Genomic DNA, 20272 nt, shown 5'->3' on the forward strand with positions numbered 1-20272 from the left:
GTGGGGTGGGTGCGCCCGCATCCGCTGCTTGTATTTGTTAAAAGGCTAAGGCAACCATTGGAGTCAGCTAAACACCATGGCAACGATTAATCAGCTAGTGCGCAAGCCGCGCAAGCGCCCCGTCACTAAAAGTGACGTGCCAGCGCTGCAGGCCTGTCCGCAAAAACGTGGCGTTTGTACGCGCGTTTACACCACCACCCCGAAGAAGCCTAACTCGGCCCTGCGTAAGGTTTGCCGTGTGCGCCTGACCAACGGCTTTGAAGTGTCTTCTTACATCGGTGGTGAAGGTCACAACCTTCAAGAACACTCTGTCGTTTTGATTCGTGGCGGTCGTGTAAAGGATTTGCCAGGTGTGCGTTATCACACCGTACGTGGCGCCCTTGACACCTCTGGCGTTCAAAATCGTCGTCAGGGTCGTTCTAAATACGGTACTAAGCGTCCTAAGTCCTAAGACTGGATGGCTTTACAGCGCAACCGCCATGTCGGTGTGCTGAGTAACGATTATTACGAATTTGACGGTCTGATAAGAGTAAGGTCGGACAGCGCTGGGTACCCCGTACCTATGACCAGTTCCGGGTTTACCTGAAAGATCCTTAATTGAGGGCTTATCATGCCTAGAAGAAGAGTAGTAGCTAAACGCGAAATCCTGCCGGATCCTAAGTTCGGAAGTGAGCGTCTGGCGAAGTTCATGAACCACCTGATGGTCAGCGGCAAGAAGTCCATAGCTGAGCGTATCGTCTACGGTGCGTTGGACAAGGTTGCCGAGCGTAGTAAAGAAGATCCGCTGGAGATCTTCGACAAGGCGCTGGAAGCCATCCAGCCAATGGTCGAAGTGAAGTCGCGCCGTGTTGGTGGTGCGACCTATCAGGTGCCGGTTGAAGTACGTCCGTCTCGCCGTCAAGCGCTAGCCATGCGCTGGCTGGTGGACGCGGCGCGTCGTCGCGGTGAGAAAACCATGGTGCAGCGTCTTGCGGGTGAAATGCTGGATGCCGCTGAAGGTAAAGGTTCAGCCGTTAAGAAGCGCGAAGACGTGCATCGCATGGCAGAAGCCAACAAGGCCTTCTCGCACTACCGTTTCTAAGATCAGCGTTTCTAAGATCGGCGTTTCTGAGTACGGCGTTTTTAAGTACGGCTTTATGGTTTTTATATGCACGTTGTTCAGCATGGCGAAGTGTTTGCTGAGTCGCGTCGTTGCAACAGATTAGTTGTAATACCTAACCGCTACCCTGCAAGGGTGGCGGCGGTCGCATAAGCCTCGCTTCCATACGCCGCTAAATTAACGAGCATCGCCAACAAACGGGAGTTTCACCGTGGCACGCAAGACTCCACTAAATCGATACCGCAATATTGGTATCGTCGCTCACGTTGACGCGGGTAAAACCACGACAACCGAGCGTGTATTGTTCTACACCGGCCTCTCCCATAAAGTGGGTGAGGTGCATGACGGTGCTGCGACAATGGACTGGATGGAGCAGGAGCAGGAGCGTGGTATTACTATCACCTCAGCTGCTACGACCTGTTTCTGGCAGGGCATGAGTAAACAGTTCCCTGAGCACCGCATCAATATTATCGACACGCCAGGGCACGTTGACTTCACGATCGAAGTTGAGCGTTCCTTGCGCGTACTTGACGGCGCGGTCGTTGTTCTGTGCGGTTCTTCCGGCGTTCAGCCGCAGACCGAAACAGTATGGCGCCAGGCCAACAAGTACGAAGTGCCACGTATGGTTTTCGTCAACAAGATGGACCGTACCGGTGCTGACTTCTTCATGGTTGTTAACCAGTTGAAGGAGCGTTTAGGTGCCAACGCCGTGCCGATCCAGATTAACTGGGGTACGGAAGAGGACTTTAAAGGCGTTATCGACCTGATTCAGATGAAGGCTATCCTGTGGGATGAGGAAAGCCTGGGTATGAATTATGACCTCGTGGATATTCCTGCTGATCTGCAAGAAACAGCAGAAAAATACCGCGAAGAGATGGTCGAAGCGGCTGCCGAAGGCTCTGACGAGCTGATGGAGAAGTATCTCGAAGGCGGTGAGCTGTCGATTGAAGAGATCAAGGCTGGCTTGCGTGCGCGCACCCTGGCTAACGATATCGTTCTGGTGACCTGTGGTTCGGCCTTTAAGAACAAAGGCGTTCAGGCCGTGCTGGATGGCGTTATCGAATATATGCCTTCGCCGACTGAAGTTAAGGCGATCGAAGGTGAGCTTGACGACAAAGACGGCACCGTCGATACCCGTGAGGCTGATGACAGTGCACCGTTTGCGGCGCTGGCGTTTAAAATCGCTACCGACCCCTTCGTTGGTACGCTGACCTTTATCCGTGTCTACTCGGGCGTTCTGAAATCTGGTGACGGTGTGTATAACTCCGTTAAACAGAAGAAAGAGCGCGTTGGCCGTATCGTACAGATGCACGCCAACTCCCGCGAAGAGATCAAGGAAGTTCTGGCCGGCGATATCGCGGCTTGTATCGGCCTGAAAGACGTCACTACCGGTGATACCCTGTGCGATATCGATAACAAAATTGTTCTCGAGCGCATGGAGTTCCCGGATCCGGTTATCTCGGTTGCTGTAGAGCCTAAGTCTAAAGCTGACCAAGAGAAAATGGGTGTCGCCCTGGGCAAGCTTGCTCAAGAAGATCCCTCGTTCCAGGTTAAAACCGACGAAGAAACCGGCCAGACGATCATCTCTGGTATGGGTGAGCTTCACTTGGATATCCTCGTTGACCGTATGCGTCGCGAGTTCAAGGTTGAAGCCAACATCGGTAAGCCGCAGGTGGCCTACCGCGAAACGATTCGCGGCAGCATTGAGCAGGAAGGCAAGTTTGTACGTCAGTCCGGTGGTCGTGGTCAGTACGGTCACGTTTGGCTACGTATCGAGCCGCTGACCGCAGAAGAGAAGGGTGAAGGCGAAGACGAATTGTTCTTCAAGTTCAACTCAGAGATCGTGGGTGGCACGGTTCCCAAGGAATACGTACCTGCGGTTGAGAAGGGTGCTTTTGAGCAGCTCAAAAACGGCGTCATCGCGGGTTACCCGATGATCGACGTTAAAGTAACGCTGTTTGATGGCTCCTTCCACGACGTGGACTCCAACGAGACTGCGTTTAAGATTGCTTCTTCTATGGCAGTAAAAGAAGGTGCCAGGAAGGCCAAGGCCGTGCTGCTGGAGCCGGTGATGAAGGTCGAAATCGTGACCCCCGAAGAATTTATGGGTGACGTCATGGGTGACCTGAGCCGTCGTCGCGGCCTGGTGCAGGGTATGGATGACTCCTCTTCTGGTAAAGTCATTCGTGCGACGGTGCCACTGGGCGAGATGTTCGGTTATGCAACCGATCTGCGCTCACAAACCCAGGGCCGTGCGAGCTACTCTATGGAGTTCTCGAAGTACGACGAGGCGCCCTCCAGCGTCGTTGAAGCCGTCATCAATCAAAACGGTTAACCGTTAGCTAACGTAAAGAGGTTATAGCAGTGGCTAAGGAAAAATTTGAACGTTCCAAACCGCACGTCAACGTCGGCACCATTGGTCACGTCGACCACGGTAAAACGACTCTGACGGCGGCCCTGACCCGCGTGTCTGCTGAGGTTTTCGGCGGCGACTGGCGTGAGTTTGATACCATCGATAACGCTCCTGAAGAGCGCGAGCGCGGTATCACGATCGCTACTTCTCACGTGGAATATCAGTCTGAAGAGCGTCACTACGCTCACGTTGACTGCCCAGGACACGCTGACTACGTCAAGAACATGATCACCGGTGCTGCGCAGATGGACGGCGCGATTCTGGTATGTTCTGCCGCAGACGGCCCGATGCCGCAAACGCGCGAGCACATCCTGCTGTCTCGTCAGGTTGGCGTACCGTTCATCGTTGTGTTCCTGAACAAAGCGGACATGGTCGATGACGAAGAGCTGCTTGAGCTGGTAGAGATGGAAGTTCGCGAACTCCTCGACCAGTACGACTTCCCGGGTGACGACACACCGATCATCACTGGTTCTGCGCTGATGGCGTTGAACGGCGAAGATGAGAACGGCATGGGCACCACCGCCGTTGCTAATCTGATCAAAGCTCTGGATGAGTACATCCCTGAGCCGGAGCGCGCTATCGATCAGCCGTTCCTGATGCCGATCGAAGACGTGTTCTCTATCTCTGGTCGCGGTACTGTTGTTACCGGTCGTGTAGAGCGCGGTATCGTGAAAGCGGGCGAAGAAGTGGAAATCGTGGGTATCCGCGACACCACCAAAACGATCGTTACCGGTGTTGAAATGTTCCGTAAACTGCTCGACGAAGGTCGTGCTGGTGAGAACGTTGGCGCCCTGTTGCGTGGTACTAAGCGTGATGACGTCGAGCGTGGTCAAGTATTGGCCAAGCCGGGCACCATCAACCCGCACACTACCTTCGAAGCAGAAGTTTACGTACTGTCCAAAGAAGAAGGTGGTCGTCACACGCCTTTCTTCAAGGGCTACCGTCCTCAGTTCTACTTCCGTACCACCGATGTAACCGGTACTTGTGAACTGCCGGAAGGCGTTGAAATGGTCATGCCGGGTGACAACGTTCAAATGGTTGTTACCTTGATCGCTCCGATCGCAATGGACGAAGGCTTGCGCTTCGCTATTCGTGAAGGCGGCCGTACTGTCGGTGCTGGCGTTGTGGCCAAGATCGTCAAGTAAGCATCATGCTTGAATGATGAAGGGGGCTCTGTTGAGCCCCCTTTTCTGCGCACCAACAGCAAATGTTTGACATGGGCTTTTGGCGTGCCTATAATGCGCATCCTTTGAATGCGTGGGTAGACGGCTCGCGCCGTCGACATCCATTGGAGTTTAGGGCAAATGCAGAACCAAAAGATTCGCATTCGGTTGAAAGCGTTCGACCATCGCCTGATCGACCAGTCTACAGCGGAGATTGTTGAAACCGCTAAGCGTACTGGTGCTCAGGTTCGTGGGCCGATCCCGCTGCCAACCAACCGCGAGCGTTACACCATTCTGATCTCGCCGCACGTCAACAAAGATGCGCGTGACCAGTATGAGATTCGTACGCACAAGCGTGTGCTCGACATCGTTGAGCCGACTGAAAAAACTGTTGATGCACTGATGAAGCTCGATCTCGCCGCCGGCGTTGACGTGCAAATCAAGCTCAACTAATAACACTAGTCACTTGCGGCCCAGCGCTCATCATTGTTTCGCATGAGCAGCAGCCGCCGCGCCGTGAGGCGCCATACAATGTGCTAGTGGAATGCTCTGGAAAGGGCAGCCATAGCGGGTGATAGCCCCGTACACTATAGGAGACTGAGTATGACTATCGGTTTAGTCGGTAAAAAGGCCGGGATGACCCGTGTCTTTACCGAAGACGGCGCGTCTGTGCCCGTAACCGTTATTGAAGTTGATCCTAATCGTGTTACGCGCGTTAAGTCCGTCGAGTCTGACGGTTACGCAGCGATTCAGGTCACATCTGGTTCTCGTAAAGCGAAGCACCTCACCAAAGCGCAAGCTGGACAGTTTGCCAAGGCGGGTGTTGAAGCTGGTCGTGCACTGATGGAGTTCCGTCTTGCAGAAGGCGAAGAAATTCCTGAGGTGGGCGGCGAAATCACCGTATCCCTCTTCGAAGCTGGTCAAATGGTTGACGTGACTGGCACCTCTAAGGGTAAAGGCTTCCAGGGTGCAGTTAAGCGCTGGAACTTCCGTACCCAAGACATGACTCACGGTAACTCTCTGTCGCATCGCGCGCCGGGTTCTATCGGCATGTGTCAGACGCCGGGTCGCGTTTTCAAAGGCAAAAAGATGGCCGGTCAAATGGGTAACGCCCGTTGCACCGTGCAGAGCCTTGAAATCGTCCGTGTCGACGCCGAGCGTAACCTGCTGCTGATTAAAGGCGCCGTACCGGGTGCTCCCGGTAGTGACGTTATCGTTCGCAGCGCCGTGAAAGCAGGCTGAAGGGGATAATTACCAATGAATCTGAATCTTGCTGCAGGCGCGGGTACCGTTGAAGTAGCCGACGCCACTTTTGGCAAAGAATTCAACGAAGCGCTCGTTCACCAGGTTGTCACTGCCTATTTGGCGGCTGGTCGTCAGGGAACTCGCGCACAAAAGAGTCGTTCCGACGTTCGTGGCGGTGGTAAGAAGCCGTGGCGTCAGAAAGGCACCGGTCGTGCACGTGCCGGTACCATCCGCTCTCCGCTATGGCGTAGTGGTGGCGTAACCTTCGCGGCGCGTCCGCAAGACTACACCCAGAAGGTTAACCGCAAGATGTATCGTGCAGCGATGCGCTCCATCTTGTCAGAGCTGGTACGTCAAGAGCGTTTAGTCGCGATTGAAGAATTCGTTGTCGATGCGCCTAAGACCAAGCAGGTAGCTGCCAAGCTGAAAGAGCTCAACCTTGAGAAAGTGTTGATCGTCACTGAAGAAATCGACGAGAAGCTCTATTTGGCCGCACGCAACCTTCCCCACGTTGACGTGGTGGATGTCGCGGCAGCTGACCCGGTAAGCCTGGTAGCCTTTGATAAGGTGCTGATTACCGTCTCCGCCCTGCGTAAATTCGAGGAGAAGCTGGCATGAACCAGGAACGCGTATTTAAGGTTCTGCTTGGGCCGCACGTGACCGAAAAGGCCGCAATGGCAGCCGAGCGCAACCAGTACGTTTTCAAGGTGGCATCTGATGCTACCAAGCCCGAGATCAAAAAGGCCGTTGAAGCACTCTTCGGCAAAAAGGTCGGCAGTGTTCAGGTACTGAACATGAAGGGTAAAACAAAGCGTACTGCGAACGGCGTTGGCCTGCGTAAGGGTTACCGCAAAGCGTATGTGACCCTGGCTGCGGGTGAAACGCTCGAAGACTTCTCTGGCGCCGAATAAGGGCAGGAGTACGGATAATGGCAATCGTCAAGACCAAACCCACTTCCGCCGGTCGTCGCCACGTCGTCAAGATCGTTGGCGAGGAACTGTTTAAAGGCCGTGCCTATGCACCGCTTTTGGAAAAACAGTCCAAGTCCGGCGGCCGTAACAACTACGGTCGTATCACCACCCGCCACGTGGGCGGTGGTCATCGTCACCACTATCGGTTGATCGATTTCAAACGCACCAAGGATGGCATTCCTGCCACCGTTGAGCGCCTTGAGCACGATCCCAACCGCAGTGCGCACATTGCACTGCTGAAGTATGCCGATGGTGAGCGTCGTTACATCATTGCACCGAAAGGTGTCAGCGCGGGTGACGTGCTGGAATCTGGTGTTAACGCGTCAATCAAAAAAGGCAATGCCTTGCCGCTGCGTAACGTCCCGTTGGGTTCTACGGTGCACTGCATCGAACTCAAGCCGGGTAAAGGTGCGCAGATTGCTCGCAGTGCCGGTACAAGCGCCCAGTTGGTTGCTCGTGAAGGAAACTATGCCACCCTGCGTCTTCGCTCCGGCGAAATGCGTAAAGTGTTGGCCGAGTGCCGCGCGACCTTGGGTGAAGTGAGCAACTCTGAGCACAGCCTGCGTCAACTTGGCAAGGCCGGTGCGAAGCGCTGGAGAGGCGTGCGTCCGACTGTTCGCGGTGTCGCGATGAACCCAGTCGATCACCCGCACGGTGGTGGCGAAGGCCGCACCAGTGGTGGTCGTCACCCGGTATCCCCATGGGGTGTGCCGACTAAGGGTCACAAGACGCGTAAGAACAAGCGCACCGACAAGCTGATTATTCGTCGTCGTAACAAGACGCGTTAATCGAAATTGCCAAGACATTAAGAGGTAACGGCTGTGCCACGTTCACTAAAGAAAGGTCCCTTCATTGACCTTCATCTTTTGAAGAAGGTAGAGGCTGCAGTGGAGAAGAACGATCGCAAACCGATCAAGACTTGGTCGCGTCGTTCTATGATCCTGCCCAATATGGTAGGCCTCACTATCGCGGTCCATAACGGTCGCCAACACGTCCCGGTGCATGTTTCCGAGGAAATGGTTGGCCACAAATTGGGCGAATTCGCTGCTACCCGCACTTACCGTGGGCATGCGGCGGATAAAAAAGCCAAACGGTAAGCCAGAGAGGATTGAGAGATGGAAGTCACAGCTAAGCTGCTTGGCGCTCGTTTATCCGCCCAGAAGGCCCGTTTGGTGGCTGACCAGGTGCGCGGTAAACCTGTCGCCGAGGCACTCGACCTGCTGACCTTCTCACCGAAGAAGGCTGCCAAGCTGGTTAAGAAGGTGCTGCAATCCGCGATTGCGAATGCGGAAGAAAATAACGGCATGGATATTGACGAGCTGCGTGTCTCGACCATCTGCGTCGATGAGGGCATGACGCTCAAGCGTATCAAGCCGCGTGCCAAGGGGCGTGCGGATCGTATCTTGAAGCGCACGTGCCACATCACCGTCAAGGTAGCCGAGAAGTAGGAGTCGACCGATGGGTCAGAAAGTCAATCCAACAGGCATTCGACTGGGCATCGTCAAAGACCATGCTTCTGTCTGGTATGCTGAGCGCGGCGCTTACGCCGATAAGCTCAATAACGATCTCGAAGTGCGTAGCTTCCTGGAAGAGCGTCTTAAAAGCGCCTCTGTTAGCCGCATCCACATCGAGCGTCCGGCGAACAACGCCCGCATCACCATTCACACTGCCCGTCCGGGTATCGTGATTGGTAAGAAAGGTGAAGATGTCGACCGTTTGCGTCGCGATCTCACCCAGATGATGGGTGTCCCCGTGCATGTGAACATCGAAGAAGTTCGCAAGCCGGAGCTGGATGCCAAGCTAGTCGCTGCTAACGTAGCGGGTCAGCTTGAGCGTCGCGTCATGTTCCGTCGTGCGATGAAGCGCGCGGTACAGAACGCAATGCGTCTTGGCGCTGGTGGCATCAAGATTCAGCTGTCAGGTCGTCTTGGTGGCGCTGAAATCGCACGTACCGAATGGTACCGCGAAGGTCGCGTTCCGCTGCACACGTTGCGTGCGGATATCGACTACGCCACTTACGAAGCTCACACCACCTATGGCGTTATCGGCGTCAAAGTGTGGATCTTCAAGGGTGAAATCCTCGGCGGTATCGAGGAAGTACGTGCCAAGGCTAAGCAACAGCAGCCTGCCGGCAACGCGCCCAAGAAGAAAGGTTCCAGGTAAGGGGAGAGCGAGTCGATGTTACAGCCCAAGCGTATGAAATTCCGCAAGATGATGAAAGGCCGCAACCGTGGCCTGGCGCATCGCGGAAGCAAGATCAGCTTCGGGGAATACGGCCTTAAAGCTACCGGTCGCGGCCGCATCACTGCGCGTCAGATCGAGGCAGGCCGTCGTGCGATCACACGTCACGTAAAACGTGGCGGTAAAATCTGGATCCGCGTCTTCCCTGATAAGCCGATCTCTAAGAAGCCACTCGAAGTTCGTATGGGTAAAGGTAAAGGTTCAGTTGAGTACTGGGTTGCCCAGATCCAACCGGGTCGGGTCCTGTATGAAATTGAAGGCGTGTCGGAAGAGCTTGCTCGCGAAGCGTTTGAGCTTGCCGCACAGAAAATGCCCTTATCCACCACCTTTGCGAAACGGACGGTGATGTGATGAAAGCCCAGGAAATTCGTGAAAAGTCCGCAGGAGAGCTCCAGGAGCAACTCCTCGAACTCCTCCGCGAGCAGTTTAACCTGCGCATGCAGAAGGCCACTGGCCAACTGAGCCAGACTCATCTGCTCAAGCAGGTCCGTCGGGATATCGCCCGCGTTAAGACTTTGCTCAACGAGAAGGCAGGTGATTGAGATGGCCGAAGAGAAAACAACGCGTACGCTTACCGGTAAAGTGGTGAGCGATAAGATGGACAAGTCCATCGTCGTCATGATCGAGCGGCGCGAGCGTCACCCGATCTACGGAAAATACGTTAAGCGCTCCACCAAGCTGCACGCCCATGATGAGGCGAATCAGGCGAAGGCAGGCGATACGGTTTCCATTCAGGAGTGCCGTCCGCTTTCCAAGAAGAAAGCCTGGACGCTGGTCGAGGTGGTTGAACACGCCAAGGGTTAATCCCAAGGTTTGTCAATCAGTGCAGTCAGATTAGGTTTGGAGAAAACCGATGATTCAGACTCAGACAATGCTGGATGTCGCCGACAACAGCGGAGCGCGCCGGGTGCAGTGCATCAAGGTGTTAGGCGGTTCACACCGTCGCTATGCTCGTGTTGGTGATATCATCAAGGTCACGGTTAAGGAAGCGATTCCGCGTGGCAAGGTCAAAAAAGGCCAGGTGCTAAAAGCGGTCGTGGTCCGGACCCGTAGTGGCGTCCGTCGTCCCGACGGTTCGCTCATCCGTTTCGATGGAAATGCGGCAGTTTTGTTGAATAACACCAACGAACAGCCCATCGGTACCCGTATTTTTGGGCCGGTGACTCGTGAACTTCGTAATGAAAAGTTCATGAAGATCATTTCCTTAGCGCCTGAAGTGCTGTAAGGAGCGAGGCGGATATGCAAAAGATCAAACGTGACGATGAAGTCATCGTCATCGCCGGGAAGGATAAAGGCAAACGTGGCACCGTTAAGCGGGTATTAGAAAACCGCTTTTTGGTGTCCGGTGTGAACATGATTAAACGTCACACCAAGCCAAATCCCATGGCGGGTAATCAGGGCGGTATCGTCGAGCGTGAGGCTCCGATTCACGCGTCCAACGTAGCCATCTTCAATTCGGAGACCGGTAAGGCGGATCGCGTCGGCTTCCAAGTGAAGGAAGACGGTACCAAGGTACGTATCTACAAGTCGACGCAGACGCAGATCGACGCCTAACGCGAGTCGGGTAGCACAATGGCGAACTTGAAAGAACGTTATCAAAACGAGGTAGCAGCTCAACTCAAAGAAGAGTTCAGCTATGCCAACGTTATGCAGGTACCCCGGATCACGAAAGTGACTCTGAATATGGGTATCGGCGAAGCAGTCAACGATAAAAAGTTGATTGACAATGCCATCGGCGACCTAGAGAAACTCTCTGGTCAAAAACCGTTGGTGACCAAAGCACGTAAGTCCATCGCGGGCTTCAAGGTGCGCGAAGGTTGGCCAATCGGCATCAAGGTAACGCTGCGCGCTGAGCGCATGTGGGACTTCTTGGACCGTTTGGTTTACATCGCGATTCCCCGCGTGCGTGACTTCCGTGGTCTCAACCCGAAGTCTTTCGACGGTCGTGGCAACTACTCCATGGGTGTGCGTGAGCAGATCATCTTCCCGGAGATCGAGTATGATAAAATCGATCGCATCCGGGGGTTGGACGTCACTATCACTACGACCGCCAAAACCGACGAGGAAGGTCGTGCGCTACTAACCGCACTGAACTTCCCGTTCAAGAAATAGGGGCGAGATCATGGCTAAGAAAAGTATGGTAGAGCGTGAGCTTAAGCGTACTCAGCTGGTCGCGAAGTATGCGGCCAAGCGCGCTGAACTCAAGAAGATCATCTCAGACGTGAACACGTCTGAGGAAGACCGCTTCGAGGCGACGCTGAAGCTGCAGCAACTGCCGCGCGACTCAAGCCCGGTGCGTCAGCGTAACCGCTGCCGTATCACCGGTCGTCCGCACGGTTTTTACAACAAGTTCGGTCTAGGCCGTAACAAGCTGCGTGAAGCCGCCATGCGTGGCGACGTTCCTGGACTCAAAAAGTCCAGTTGGTAACGCCACGTAGAATCATCAGGAGCGCACATTAAATGAGCATGCAAGACACTCTGGCGGATATGTTTACCCGTATCCGCAATGCGCAGATGGCCACCAAGGAGACGGCAACCATGCCGTCCTCCAAGCTGAAAGTGCAAGTGGCCCGAGTGCTAAAGGAAGAAGGCTACATTACCGACTTTACAGTGGCGGAGGGTGTTAAGCCTGAGTTGACTGTGACTCTCAAGTACTTTGAGGGTAAGCCGGTTATTGAGCACATTCAGCGGGTTTCCAAGCCGTCTTTGCGTCAATACAAAGGCAAGGACAACCTGCCTAAGGTTGCCGATGGTCTGGGCATCGCGATTGTCACCACATCCAATGGTGTCATGACCGATCGTGCCGCGCGCCAAGCGGGTGTTGGTGGCGAAGTCATCTGCACCGTATTCTAGGAGGCTGGAATGTCCCGCATAGCGAAATATCCGGTTAAAGTGCCTGCCGGCGTTGATATCAAAATCAATGCCGACCAGCTGACCGCCAAAGGCGGCCAGGGCACGCTATCTATGACGATCCACTCTGATGTAGTGGTGAATCAGGAAGATGGCCAGCTGACCTTCGCCCCGAGTGAGTCAGCCAAGAGCTGGGCAATGGCCGGTACTACCCGCGCCTTAGTTCAGAACCTGGTAACGGGCGTATCCGAGGGGTTCACACGAACTCTCGAAATTGTTGGCGTCGGTTATCGTGCCCAAGCTAAGGGCCAGACGCTCAATCTTTCACTGGGCTTCTCGCACCCGGTCGACTACGAACTGCCGAAAGGTGTTACAGCGGAAACGCCGAAAAACACCGTGATCGTGCTGAAAAGCGCGGACAAGCAGCAGCTCGGTCAGTGCGCCGCGGAAATCCGCGCTTTCCGTCCGCCCGAGCCGTATAAAGGCAAGGGTGTCCGGTACGCCGACGAGCAGGTGCGTCGCAAAGAAGCCAAGAAGAAGTAAGGCAGGGTTATGAACGCGAAGAAAGAATCTCGTCTCCGTCGTGCCCGCCGCGCTCGCGCCAAGATCCGCGAGCTGGGCGTGTATCGCCTGTGCGTCAACCGTACCCCGCGTCACATCTATGCGCAGATTATCTCGCCGGATGGTGGCAAAGTGCTAGCCAGTGCTTCTACGCTGGACAAAGCACTGCGTGAGGGTGCGACCGGTAACTCAGATGCCGCCTCTAAAGTAGGTGCACTGATTGCCGAACGCGCTAAAGAAGCAGGCATCACCCAGGTGGCCTTCGACCGTGCTGGCTTTAAGTATCACGGCCGCGTCAAGGCGCTGGCCGACGCCGCACGTGAAGGCGGCCTGGAATTCTAAAGGGTTTTACGATGGCGAAGAACGAACAGCAAAGCGGTGATCTGCAAGAGAAGTTAGTGCAGGTCAACCGCGTCGCCAAGGTGGTCAAGGGTGGTCGTATTTTCGGCTTCACCGCACTGACCGTCGTTGGTGATGGTAAAGGTCGTGTCGGTTTCGGACGTGGCAAGGCGCGTGAAGTGCCGGTCGCAATCCAGAAAGCGATGGATCAAGCTCGTCGCAACATGGTCAAGGTGAACCTTGCTGGCCATACGCTGCAGTACCCGGTCAAAGCCCGTCACGGTGCTTCCAAGGTGTACATGCAGCCGGCTTCCGAAGGTACCGGTATCATCGCCGGTGGCGCCATGCGCTCTGTACTAGAGCTCGCCGGTGTCCACGACGTACTGGCCAAGTGCTACGGTTCCACCAACCCGGTTAACGTGGTACGGGCGACTGTGAAAGGTCTCTCCTCCATGCAAGCACCGGAAGACGTGGCCGCTAAGCGCGGTCTGTCTGTCGAAGCGATCACGGGGTAAGGCACCATGGCAGCAACGATCAAGGTTACCCAGATCCGCAGCACCATCGGCATTATGCCCAAGCACAAGGCTACTATGAAAGGCTTGGGCCTGCGTCGCATCGGTCATACGGTTGAACTGGAAGACACCCCTGCCGTACGCGGCATGATCCACAAGGTTAATTACCTTGTGCGCGTTGAGGGAGAGTAATCCATGAAACTCAATAACCTAAGCCCGGCTCCGGGCTCCAAACACGCTGCAAAGCGCGTTGGTCGTGGCATCGGTTCCGGTCTTGGTAAGACCGGTGGCCGTGGTCACAAAGGTCAGAAAGCACGTAGTGGCGGCAGTGTTAAGCCCGGTTTCGAAGGCGGTCAGATGCCTTTGCAGCGTCGTTTGCCGAAATTCGGCTTTACGTCTGCAAAGTCGCTGGTCTCTGAAGAAGTACGCCTGGCAGAACTTGCTAAAGTTGCCGGTGGCGAAGTCACCATGGCTTCTTTGAAAGAAGCCAATGTGCTGAAGGATTCTACGCTACACGCGAAGATCATCCTTTCTGGCGAACTAAAAACAGCGGTTACCGTTCGCGGAATCAAGGTCACCAAAGGTGCCCGTGAAGCGATCGAAGCCGCTGGCGGCAAGGTAGAGGACTAAATGGCCAAGTCAGGAAAAATGCCGTCGATGGGCAGCGGTCTGAGTGAACTGTGGGCGCGTTTGCGCTTCGTGCTCCTCGCCATCGTGGTGTACCGTATTGGTGCCCACATTCCCGTTCCCGGTATCAATCCTGACCAGCTTGCTGCCTTGTTTAGGGAGCAACAGGGTACCATCCTAGGCATGTTTAACATGTTCTCGGGTGGCGCTCTGGAGCGCATGAGTGTCCTCGCCCTGGGTATCATGCCCTATATATCGGCGTCGATTATCATGCAGCTCATGACTGCGGTCTCCCCTCATCTTGAGCAGCTCAAGAAAGAGGGTGAGGCTGGCCGCCGCAAGATTAGCCAGTACACCCGCTACGGCACGGTGATACTGGCGTTTGTCCAGGCAACCGGTATGTCCGTCGGCCTGGCTAGCCAAGGCATCGCGTACAGTGCTGACTTCAGCTTCTACTTCACCGCCGTGATCACGTTCGTGTCGGGTGCGGTGTTTATGATGTGGCTAGGTGAGCAGATTACCGAGAAGGGCATTGGCAACGGTATTTCGTTGCTAATCTTTGCCGGTATTGTCGCTGGACTACCCAGTGCCGTGGGCCAAGCTTTCGAGCTTGCCCGTAATGAAGGGGCCTGGAATGTTCTGCCACTGTTAGCGTTGTCAGCGTTAGGTATTGCGACTGTCGCCTTCGTTGTTTTCATTGAACGTGGCCAACGCCGCCTCAAGGTGAACTACCCTCGGCGTCAAGTGGGCAATAAGATGTATGCAGGGCAAAGTAGCTACCTGCCTTTGAAGGTCAACATGGCCGGTGTTATTCCGGCGATTTTTGCCTCCAGTATTCTACTCTTCCCGGCCTCTATTGGTCAGTGGGTAGGTGCCGGTGAAGGTATGGAGTGGTTGCAGCGTGCATCTCAGGCATTAGGCCCAGGTCAACCGCTTTACATCTTGCTTTTCGCGGCGGCAGTGGTATTCTTCTGCTTCTTTTACACAGCGCTGGTCTTCAACCCCAAGGATGTGGCTGACAATCTTAAAAAGTCAGGCGCTTTCCTGCCGGGCATTCGCCCCGGCGAGCAGACCGCTCGCTATATCGACAAGGTCATGACACGCTTGACCCTGTTCGGTGCCTTGTATATCACTGCGGTTTCCTTGATGCCCCAGTTCTTGATTGTGGCGTGGAACGTGCCGTTTTTCTTCGGCGGTACCTCGTTGTTAATCGTAGTCGTGGTCATCATGGACTTCATGGCCCAGGTGCAGTCGCATCTCATGTCGCATCAGTATGACTCAGTGATGAAGAAGTCCAACCTGAAAGGCTACGGTAGCGGCGGTATCATGCGCTGAGGCGCCGTCCCCCCTGTTAAGTTAGAGAGGGCGCGCCGCGAGCCGGTTTTTGGAGAAAGATCGATGAAAGTTCGAGCTTCCGTAAAGAAAATGTGCCGTAACTGCAAGATCATTCGTCGCAATGGCGCTGTCCGCGTCATTTGCAGCGAGCCACGGCACAAACAGCGCCAGGGTTAATCCCCCTGGGTTGTATTAAGCGGGTGCCAGCATACCCCTTGCCTTAGGGCACTCAAAGGGGTATGCTGTTGCGCCTTTTGTAGATGAATAAACGAGCAAGCCGCTCAAATTTCGGAGTAAGCTGATGGCCCGTATTGCAGGCGTCAATATCCCGGACAACAAGCATGCGGCGATCTCGCTGACCTATATCTTCGGGATTGGCCGTACCCGTGCTGAGCACATCTGTGCAGCAGCCGGTATCGCGCCTACTGCCAAGATCCAGGACCTGTCTTCTGAAGAAGTCGACACCCTGCGTTCTGAAGTTGGCAAGTACACCGTAGAAGGCGACCTTCGTCGTGATGTCACGCTTAACATTAAGCGTCTCATGGACTTAGGCTGCTACCGTGGTCTGCGTCATCGTCGTAGTCTTCCGCTGCGTGGTCAGCGGACTAAGACTAATGCGCGCACCCGTAAGGGCCCGCGTAAGCCGATCCGCAAATAATACGCAGGCTCTTTAATAGAGAGCCGGCGTAACGACAGGAATAGACATCAACATGGCTAACCCGCGTAGTAACCGTAAAAAGGTTAAAAAGCAGGTAGTGGACGCAATTGCGCATATCCATGCCTCTTTTAACAACACGATCGTGACGATCACAGACCGCCAGGGCAATGCTCTTTCTTGGGCAACTGCCGGTGGTTCGGGTTTTCGTGGTTCTCGCAAGAGCACCCCGTTCGCTGCTCAAGTGGCAAGCGAACGTGCAGCAACTGCTGCAGCCGAGTATGGTGTGAAAAACGTAGACGTACTGGTTAAAGGCCCAGGTCCCGGTCGTGAATCCGCCGTGCGCGCATTGAATGCCGCAGGCTTCCGCGTGCAAAGCATCGTAGACGCGACGCCCATTCCCCATAATGGCTGCCGTCCGCCGAAGAAACGCCGCGTTTAAGGAGACAGATTCATGGCTCGTTATATTGGACCGAAGTGCAAACTGTCTCGTCGTGAAGGCACAGACCTCTTTTTGAAGAGCGGTGTGACTCCCTTCGAGAAAAAGTGTAAATCCGAGCAAATCCCGGGTGTACACGGCCAGCGTCGTCAACGTCTTTCAGACTACGGCTTGCAGCTTCGCGAGAAGCAAAAAGTACGCCGCATGTATGGCGTACTCGAAAAACAGTTCCGTAACTACTACAAAGAAGCTGCTCGCCTGAAAGGTGCGACCGGTGAGGTATTGTTGCAGTTGCTCGAATCCCGACTGGATAATGTCGTCTACCGCATGGGCTTTGGCTCGACTCGCTCTGAAGCGCGTCAGCTGGTCAGCCACAAGGCGATTTCCGTGAACGGCCGCACCGTTAACGTAGCTTCCTACCAAGTGAAGCCGGGTGACGTTGTTGCCATTCGCGAAAAGGCGAAAAACCAAGCACGTATTCAAAGCGCGTTGTCCATTGCGGCCAACCGTGGCGATATCGCTTGGATCGAAATCGACGCCAAGAAGATGGAAGGCACTTTCAAGGCTCTGCCTGAACGCGGTGACCTGACTGCCGACATCAACGAAAACCTGATCGTCGAGCTGTACTCCAAGTAAGCAGTGTTCTGTTTCTTGTCAATCTGGTGTGGGTATAACGCCCGCGCCAGGTCGTACCGAGTACCAAGTATCCGTTTGGCAGCCTGAAAGGTGTTCATATGCAGCGTTCAGTGACAGAGTTTCTCCGTCCTCGCGACATCAAGGTCGAAGAAATCAGCGCACATCACGCCAAGATCGTACTCGAACCGTTCGAGCGTGGTTTTGGTCACACCCTGGGGAATGCACTGCGTCGCATTCTGCTTTCGTCTATGCCCGGCTGTGCCGTGGTAGAGGCTGAAATTGCCGGCGTTGAGCATGAATACAGTGCGCTTGAAGGGGTGCAGGAAGATGTCATTGAAATCCTCCTGAACTTGAAAGATGTTGCGATCAAGATGCACAGCCGCGATGAGGCGGTGCTCACGCTGAACAAGCAGGGCCCAGCCGTCGTCACCGCTGGCGACATTGCGCTTGATCATAGCGTCGAAATTGTCAACCCGGACCACATCATTGCTCATGTCAATGAAGGTGCCGAGCTGAAAATTCAGCTTAAGGTAGCGCTGGGTCGTGGCTACGAACCGGCTGACGCACGCGGCTCTGATGAAGAGTCACGGGCTATTGGCCGCCTGCAGCTGGATGCCACCTTCAGCCCTGTCCGCCGTGTTTCCTATTCGGTTGAAGCCGCTCGTGTTGAGCAGCGCACCGACCTCGATAAGCTAATTATCGATCTGGAAACCGACGGTACCCTGGATCCGGAAGAGGCTATCCGTCGCAGTGCGACCATCCTGCAAGAGCAGCTGGCCGCCTTCGTCGACCTGGAAGCTGATAAAGAACAGGAAGTCGAAGAGGAAGAGGATCATGTCGATCCTATTCTATTGCGCCCCGTAGACGATCTTGAGTTGACCGTTCGCAGCGCGAACTGCCTAAAAGCCGAGAATATTTATTACATCGGTGATCTTATTCAGCGCACAGAAGTTGAGCTGTTGAAGACACCGAATCTCGGTAAAAAGTCTTTGAATGAAATCAAAGATGTATTGGCGGCGCGCGGCTTGTCCCTCGGCATGCGGTTGGAAAATTGGCCACCGGCAAGCCTGAAGGACGACAAGGCCTCCGCGTGAGCGTCGACTTGAGTCCCAGTTTGGTAAGGAATTACAACCATGCGTCATCGTAAGAGTGGTCGTCATCTGAATCGTACCAGCTCGCATCGTCAGGCCATGTTCAAGAACATGTCTGTCTCGCTGGTCGAGCATGAAGTCATTAAGACAACCCTGCCGAAAGCCAAGGAGCTGCGTCGTGTTATCGAGCCGCTGATCACCTTGTCTAAGCAGGATAGCGTTGCAAACCGTCGTTTGGCATTTGCCCGTACGCGCTCTAAAGAAGCCGTCGGCAAATTGTTCAACGAACTAGGTCCGCGTTATGCCGAGCGTCCGGGCGGTTACGTCCGTATTCTTAAGTGCGGTTTCCGCACCGGCGACAACGCCCCTATGGCGTTCGTTGAGCTAGTTGATCGTCCGGTTGTTGAAGAAGCCGCTGCAGAAGAGTAATTCTCTGCGCTAAGTTTCTTTACCAGCAAATGAAAACCGACCCTTCGTGGTCGGTTTTTTTATATCACTCATTTATCTTCTCTTTTCTATGCTTAACTGCGTATATACTCTGTTTATTATTCGCATATACTCAATTTTTATTTGATTGAGACAAGCATTGCTACGCTGAGCGGGGGAAAGCCTTGCGTTGCACTTTGAGTGTGGCAAGGTAGTTTGGCGGTAGGCTAGTCACAGCGCGTTGATAACCAGGTTAAGGGGCATGTATGTGTGCGAGGGTAAAACAAGGCGCTAGTGGAGCGTCAGCGGTATGGTCACTGAGTATGCTATTGCTACTCATGTTATCGATGATCACCAGTGCCCACGCCGAGAACCCACGCTATGCTGGTATTGTGGTAGACCTGGATAATGGCGAAGTCCTCTACGCCGAGAATATCGACGATCAGCGCTATCCCGCATCGCTGACTAAAATGATGACGCTGTACTTAACCTTTGAGGCGCTTGAAGAGGGTGAGTTGCGCCTTGATCAACCGCTACCTGTTTCCCCTTACGCAGCTGCCAAGCCCGCTGTGAAACTATGGCTTGCAGCGGGTAGTTCTATTCCTGTCGATACGGCGATACGCGCACTCGCCGTTCGCTCGGCCAATGATGTTGCCGCCGTCGTCGCCGAAGCATTAGGGGGGACGGAAGCGCGTTTTGCGCAAATGATGACCACCAAGGCACGCGAGTTAGGCATGCACGCGACGACCTTTCGCAATGCGTCAGGCTTGCCGGATGCGGGCCAGATCACCACTGCGCGGGATATGCTGACCCTCTCGGTACGCGTGATGCAGGATTTTCCACAGTACTATCACTACTTTGGCCTGCAAGAATTCACCTATCGCGGTACACGGCACACCAGCCATAATCGCTTAGTGCGTGACTATCCCGGTGCCGATGGGTTGAAAACCGGTTTTATTCGCGCATCCGGCTTTAACGTAGCGACGACAGCTATGCGTGGTAATCGACGTTTGGTCGGGGTGGTCATGGGTGGTTTTTCATCCCAGTCGCGTGATACTCATATGGCTAACTTGTTAGACCGCAGTTTCCTGCGTGCGTCGCTGCGTGATCAGCGCAGTTGGATGGCGGATACCAACTTTTCACGCGAATTTATGGCCTTTGCCCCCCCTGCTCAGCCGATTGCTCCAACCACGCCTGAAACTCGTCAGCCTGTCGTGGCAGTGGTAGAAACAACTGCACTGTCGCCGCAGGTCGCGTCAGCGGCAGCCGCAGCTGCAGATCTGGAAGAGCAATTGGCCGATTTAGCTAGCGTTCATCGCCCCGCACCCGAGGAGGAGCTGCCTCAACCAGATCCACTTCAAGCCTTTATTGAGCATGAGCAGCAGTTGGCATCGGCGAATGAAACAGTGGCAGTTTGGGGAATTCAAGTAGGCGCCTTTAGCCAAGAAATGCAGGCGCGGCAACTTGCCCAGCAGGCATCTCAACGTCTCGCGCAAAATTTAGGTGGTCGCGTAGCTATTGATACTGTCGAGGGCCAGAATCCGGTTTACCGTGCTCGCTTAATGGCATTGGACGAGCAGCGCGCTCGTCAAGCTTGCCGCCAACTGAACTCCCAAGGTATGGATTGCATGGTCGTCAACGCCAGCTTGTAGGGGGTGTGGCCTGTCAT

At 54.6% G+C, this 20272-nt stretch carries 34 protein-coding genes; 33 read left to right on the forward strand and 1 reads right to left on the reverse strand.

Features of this window, described 5'->3' with window-relative positions; all coding sequences use genetic code 11:
* Positions 1-76: 76 nt before the first annotated feature.
* A complete protein-coding gene (rpsL, locus tag ACW44H_RS00885; RefSeq protein WP_008959173.1) occupies positions 77-451 on the forward strand; it encodes a 30S ribosomal protein S12 in 375 nt (124 codons plus the stop codon).
* 159 nt (positions 452-610) lie between these two features.
* The gene (gene rpsG, locus ACW44H_RS00890) at positions 611-1081 is read left to right on the forward strand and encodes a 30S ribosomal protein S7 (protein WP_009288145.1); all 471 of its coding nucleotides are present in this window, start codon (positions 611-613) and stop codon (positions 1079-1081) included.
* Here the strand turns inward: rpsG and ACW44H_RS00895 are convergent.
* Positions 1014-1202, reverse strand: a complete 189-nt coding sequence (locus ACW44H_RS00895) for a pentapeptide repeat-containing protein (RefSeq protein WP_113269888.1) — start codon at positions 1200-1202, stop codon at positions 1014-1016. The two genes, rpsG and ACW44H_RS00895, sit on opposite strands and share 68 nt — an antisense overlap.
* A 108-nt stretch (positions 1203-1310) precedes the next feature.
* Here ACW44H_RS00895 and fusA point away from each other — a divergent pair, with 108 nt between their 5' ends.
* From fusA to ACW44H_RS01050, 31 genes are all read left to right on the forward strand, one after another.
* Positions 1311-3434, forward strand: a complete 2124-nt coding sequence (gene fusA / locus ACW44H_RS00900; RefSeq protein WP_447045234.1) for an elongation factor G — start codon at positions 1311-1313, stop codon at positions 3432-3434.
* Between the two features lie 29 nt (positions 3435-3463).
* Positions 3464-4657, forward strand: a complete 1194-nt coding sequence (tuf, locus tag ACW44H_RS00905; RefSeq protein WP_101147113.1) for an elongation factor Tu — start codon at positions 3464-3466, stop codon at positions 4655-4657.
* 159 nt (positions 4658-4816) lie between these two features.
* Entirely contained in the window at positions 4817-5128 is a 312-nt protein-coding gene (gene rpsJ, locus ACW44H_RS00910; RefSeq protein WP_007112007.1) for a 30S ribosomal protein S10, read from the forward strand.
* Positions 5129-5278: 150 nt separating this feature from the next.
* Positions 5279-5917, forward strand: coding sequence for a 50S ribosomal protein L3 (rplC, locus tag ACW44H_RS00915; protein WP_035582685.1), 639 nt, complete (start codon positions 5279-5281; stop codon positions 5915-5917).
* 15 nt (positions 5918-5932) lie between these two features.
* Positions 5933-6538 carry a 50S ribosomal protein L4 gene (gene rplD, locus ACW44H_RS00920; RefSeq protein ID WP_008959168.1) on the forward strand — a complete coding sequence of 202 codons (606 nt, stop codon included), beginning with the start codon at positions 5933-5935 and terminating at the stop codon, positions 6536-6538.
* Positions 6535-6831, forward strand: coding sequence for a 50S ribosomal protein L23 (gene rplW, locus ACW44H_RS00925; RefSeq protein ID WP_008959167.1), 297 nt, complete (start codon positions 6535-6537; stop codon positions 6829-6831). The genes rplD and rplW overlap by 4 nt, the downstream gene beginning before the upstream one ends.
* Positions 6832-6848: 17 nt before the next feature.
* On the forward strand, positions 6849-7679 hold the full coding sequence (gene rplB / locus ACW44H_RS00930) for a 50S ribosomal protein L2 (protein WP_008959166.1): 831 nt from the start codon (positions 6849-6851) through the stop codon (positions 7677-7679).
* 33 nt (positions 7680-7712) lie between these two features.
* Positions 7713-7988 (forward strand): 30S ribosomal protein S19, encoded by a 276-nt coding sequence (gene rpsS, locus ACW44H_RS00935; protein WP_009098993.1) that lies wholly within the window; start codon positions 7713-7715, stop codon positions 7986-7988.
* 18 nt (positions 7989-8006) lie between these two features.
* Positions 8007-8339, forward strand: coding sequence for a 50S ribosomal protein L22 (gene rplV, locus ACW44H_RS00940; RefSeq protein ID WP_007112002.1), 333 nt, complete (start codon positions 8007-8009; stop codon positions 8337-8339).
* 10 nt (positions 8340-8349) lie between these two features.
* A complete protein-coding gene (rpsC, locus tag ACW44H_RS00945) occupies positions 8350-9054 on the forward strand; it encodes a 30S ribosomal protein S3 (RefSeq protein ID WP_088702074.1) in 705 nt (234 codons plus the stop codon).
* A gap of 15 nt (positions 9055-9069) precedes the next feature.
* Positions 9070-9483: a 50S ribosomal protein L16 gene (gene rplP, locus ACW44H_RS00950; RefSeq protein WP_007112000.1), complete on the forward strand. Its 414-nt coding sequence runs from the start codon at positions 9070-9072 to the stop codon at positions 9481-9483.
* Positions 9483-9674 (forward strand): 50S ribosomal protein L29, encoded by a 192-nt coding sequence (gene rpmC / locus ACW44H_RS00955; RefSeq protein WP_007111999.1) that lies wholly within the window; start codon positions 9483-9485, stop codon positions 9672-9674. The genes rplP and rpmC overlap by 1 nt, the downstream gene beginning before the upstream one ends.
* Position 9675: 1 nt before the next feature.
* The gene (rpsQ, locus tag ACW44H_RS00960) at positions 9676-9936 is read left to right on the forward strand and encodes a 30S ribosomal protein S17 (protein ID WP_096276515.1); all 261 of its coding nucleotides are present in this window, start codon (positions 9676-9678) and stop codon (positions 9934-9936) included.
* 49 nt (positions 9937-9985) lie between these two features.
* Entirely contained in the window at positions 9986-10357 is a 372-nt protein-coding gene (rplN, locus tag ACW44H_RS00965) for a 50S ribosomal protein L14 (protein ID WP_008959163.1), read from the forward strand.
* Positions 10358-10371: 14 nt separating this feature from the next.
* Positions 10372-10686 carry a 50S ribosomal protein L24 gene (gene rplX, locus ACW44H_RS00970; RefSeq protein ID WP_007111996.1) on the forward strand — a complete coding sequence of 105 codons (315 nt, stop codon included), beginning with the start codon at positions 10372-10374 and terminating at the stop codon, positions 10684-10686.
* 18 nt (positions 10687-10704) lie between these two features.
* Entirely contained in the window at positions 10705-11244 is a 540-nt protein-coding gene (rplE, locus tag ACW44H_RS00975; RefSeq protein WP_007111995.1) for a 50S ribosomal protein L5, read from the forward strand.
* 10 nt (positions 11245-11254) lie between these two features.
* Positions 11255-11560, forward strand: a complete 306-nt coding sequence (gene rpsN / locus ACW44H_RS00980) for a 30S ribosomal protein S14 (RefSeq protein ID WP_113269837.1) — start codon at positions 11255-11257, stop codon at positions 11558-11560.
* A 32-nt stretch (positions 11561-11592) separates the two neighbouring features.
* Complete coding sequence (rpsH, locus tag ACW44H_RS00985) at positions 11593-11985, forward strand: 30S ribosomal protein S8 (protein ID WP_113269836.1); 393 nt, start codon at positions 11593-11595, stop codon at positions 11983-11985.
* Positions 11986-11994: 9 nt separating this feature from the next.
* Complete coding sequence (gene rplF, locus ACW44H_RS00990) at positions 11995-12525, forward strand: 50S ribosomal protein L6 (protein ID WP_113269835.1); 531 nt, start codon at positions 11995-11997, stop codon at positions 12523-12525.
* Between the two features lie 9 nt (positions 12526-12534).
* Entirely contained in the window at positions 12535-12885 is a 351-nt protein-coding gene (gene rplR / locus ACW44H_RS00995; RefSeq protein WP_008959159.1) for a 50S ribosomal protein L18, read from the forward strand.
* An 11-nt stretch (positions 12886-12896) separates the two neighbouring features.
* Positions 12897-13397, forward strand: coding sequence for a 30S ribosomal protein S5 (gene rpsE, locus ACW44H_RS01000; RefSeq protein ID WP_007111990.1), 501 nt, complete (start codon positions 12897-12899; stop codon positions 13395-13397).
* A 6-nt stretch (positions 13398-13403) separates the two neighbouring features.
* On the forward strand, positions 13404-13586 hold the full coding sequence (gene rpmD / locus ACW44H_RS01005; RefSeq protein ID WP_022520864.1) for a 50S ribosomal protein L30: 183 nt from the start codon (positions 13404-13406) through the stop codon (positions 13584-13586).
* 3 nt (positions 13587-13589) lie between these two features.
* Positions 13590-14024: a 50S ribosomal protein L15 gene (rplO, locus tag ACW44H_RS01010; protein ID WP_457506235.1), complete on the forward strand. Its 435-nt coding sequence runs from the start codon at positions 13590-13592 to the stop codon at positions 14022-14024.
* Entirely contained in the window at positions 14025-15356 is a 1332-nt protein-coding gene (secY, locus tag ACW44H_RS01015; protein ID WP_457506236.1) for a preprotein translocase subunit SecY, read from the forward strand.
* Positions 15357-15419: 63 nt separating this feature from the next.
* Entirely contained in the window at positions 15420-15533 is a 114-nt protein-coding gene (gene rpmJ / locus ACW44H_RS01020; protein ID WP_008959154.1) for a 50S ribosomal protein L36, read from the forward strand.
* Between the two features lie 124 nt (positions 15534-15657).
* Complete coding sequence (gene rpsM, locus ACW44H_RS01025; RefSeq protein WP_022520863.1) at positions 15658-16014, forward strand: 30S ribosomal protein S13; 357 nt, start codon at positions 15658-15660, stop codon at positions 16012-16014.
* Positions 16015-16066: 52 nt separating this feature from the next.
* Positions 16067-16453, forward strand: coding sequence for a 30S ribosomal protein S11 (gene rpsK, locus ACW44H_RS01030; RefSeq protein WP_007111985.1), 387 nt, complete (start codon positions 16067-16069; stop codon positions 16451-16453).
* A gap of 12 nt (positions 16454-16465) precedes the next feature.
* Positions 16466-17086 carry a 30S ribosomal protein S4 gene (gene rpsD / locus ACW44H_RS01035; protein ID WP_113269834.1) on the forward strand — a complete coding sequence of 207 codons (621 nt, stop codon included), beginning with the start codon at positions 16466-16468 and terminating at the stop codon, positions 17084-17086.
* Between the two features lie 98 nt (positions 17087-17184).
* A complete protein-coding gene (locus tag ACW44H_RS01040; RefSeq protein ID WP_113269833.1) occupies positions 17185-18180 on the forward strand; it encodes a DNA-directed RNA polymerase subunit alpha in 996 nt (331 codons plus the stop codon).
* 39 nt (positions 18181-18219) lie between these two features.
* On the forward strand, positions 18220-18606 hold the full coding sequence (gene rplQ / locus ACW44H_RS01045; protein ID WP_008959150.1) for a 50S ribosomal protein L17: 387 nt from the start codon (positions 18220-18222) through the stop codon (positions 18604-18606).
* Between the two features lie 320 nt (positions 18607-18926).
* On the forward strand, positions 18927-20255 hold the full coding sequence (locus ACW44H_RS01050; RefSeq protein ID WP_457506237.1) for a D-alanyl-D-alanine carboxypeptidase: 1329 nt from the start codon (positions 18927-18929) through the stop codon (positions 20253-20255).
* Positions 20256-20272 lie beyond the last annotated feature (17 nt).

This window comes from Vreelandella sulfidaeris Esulfide1 (genome assembly GCF_054072535.1).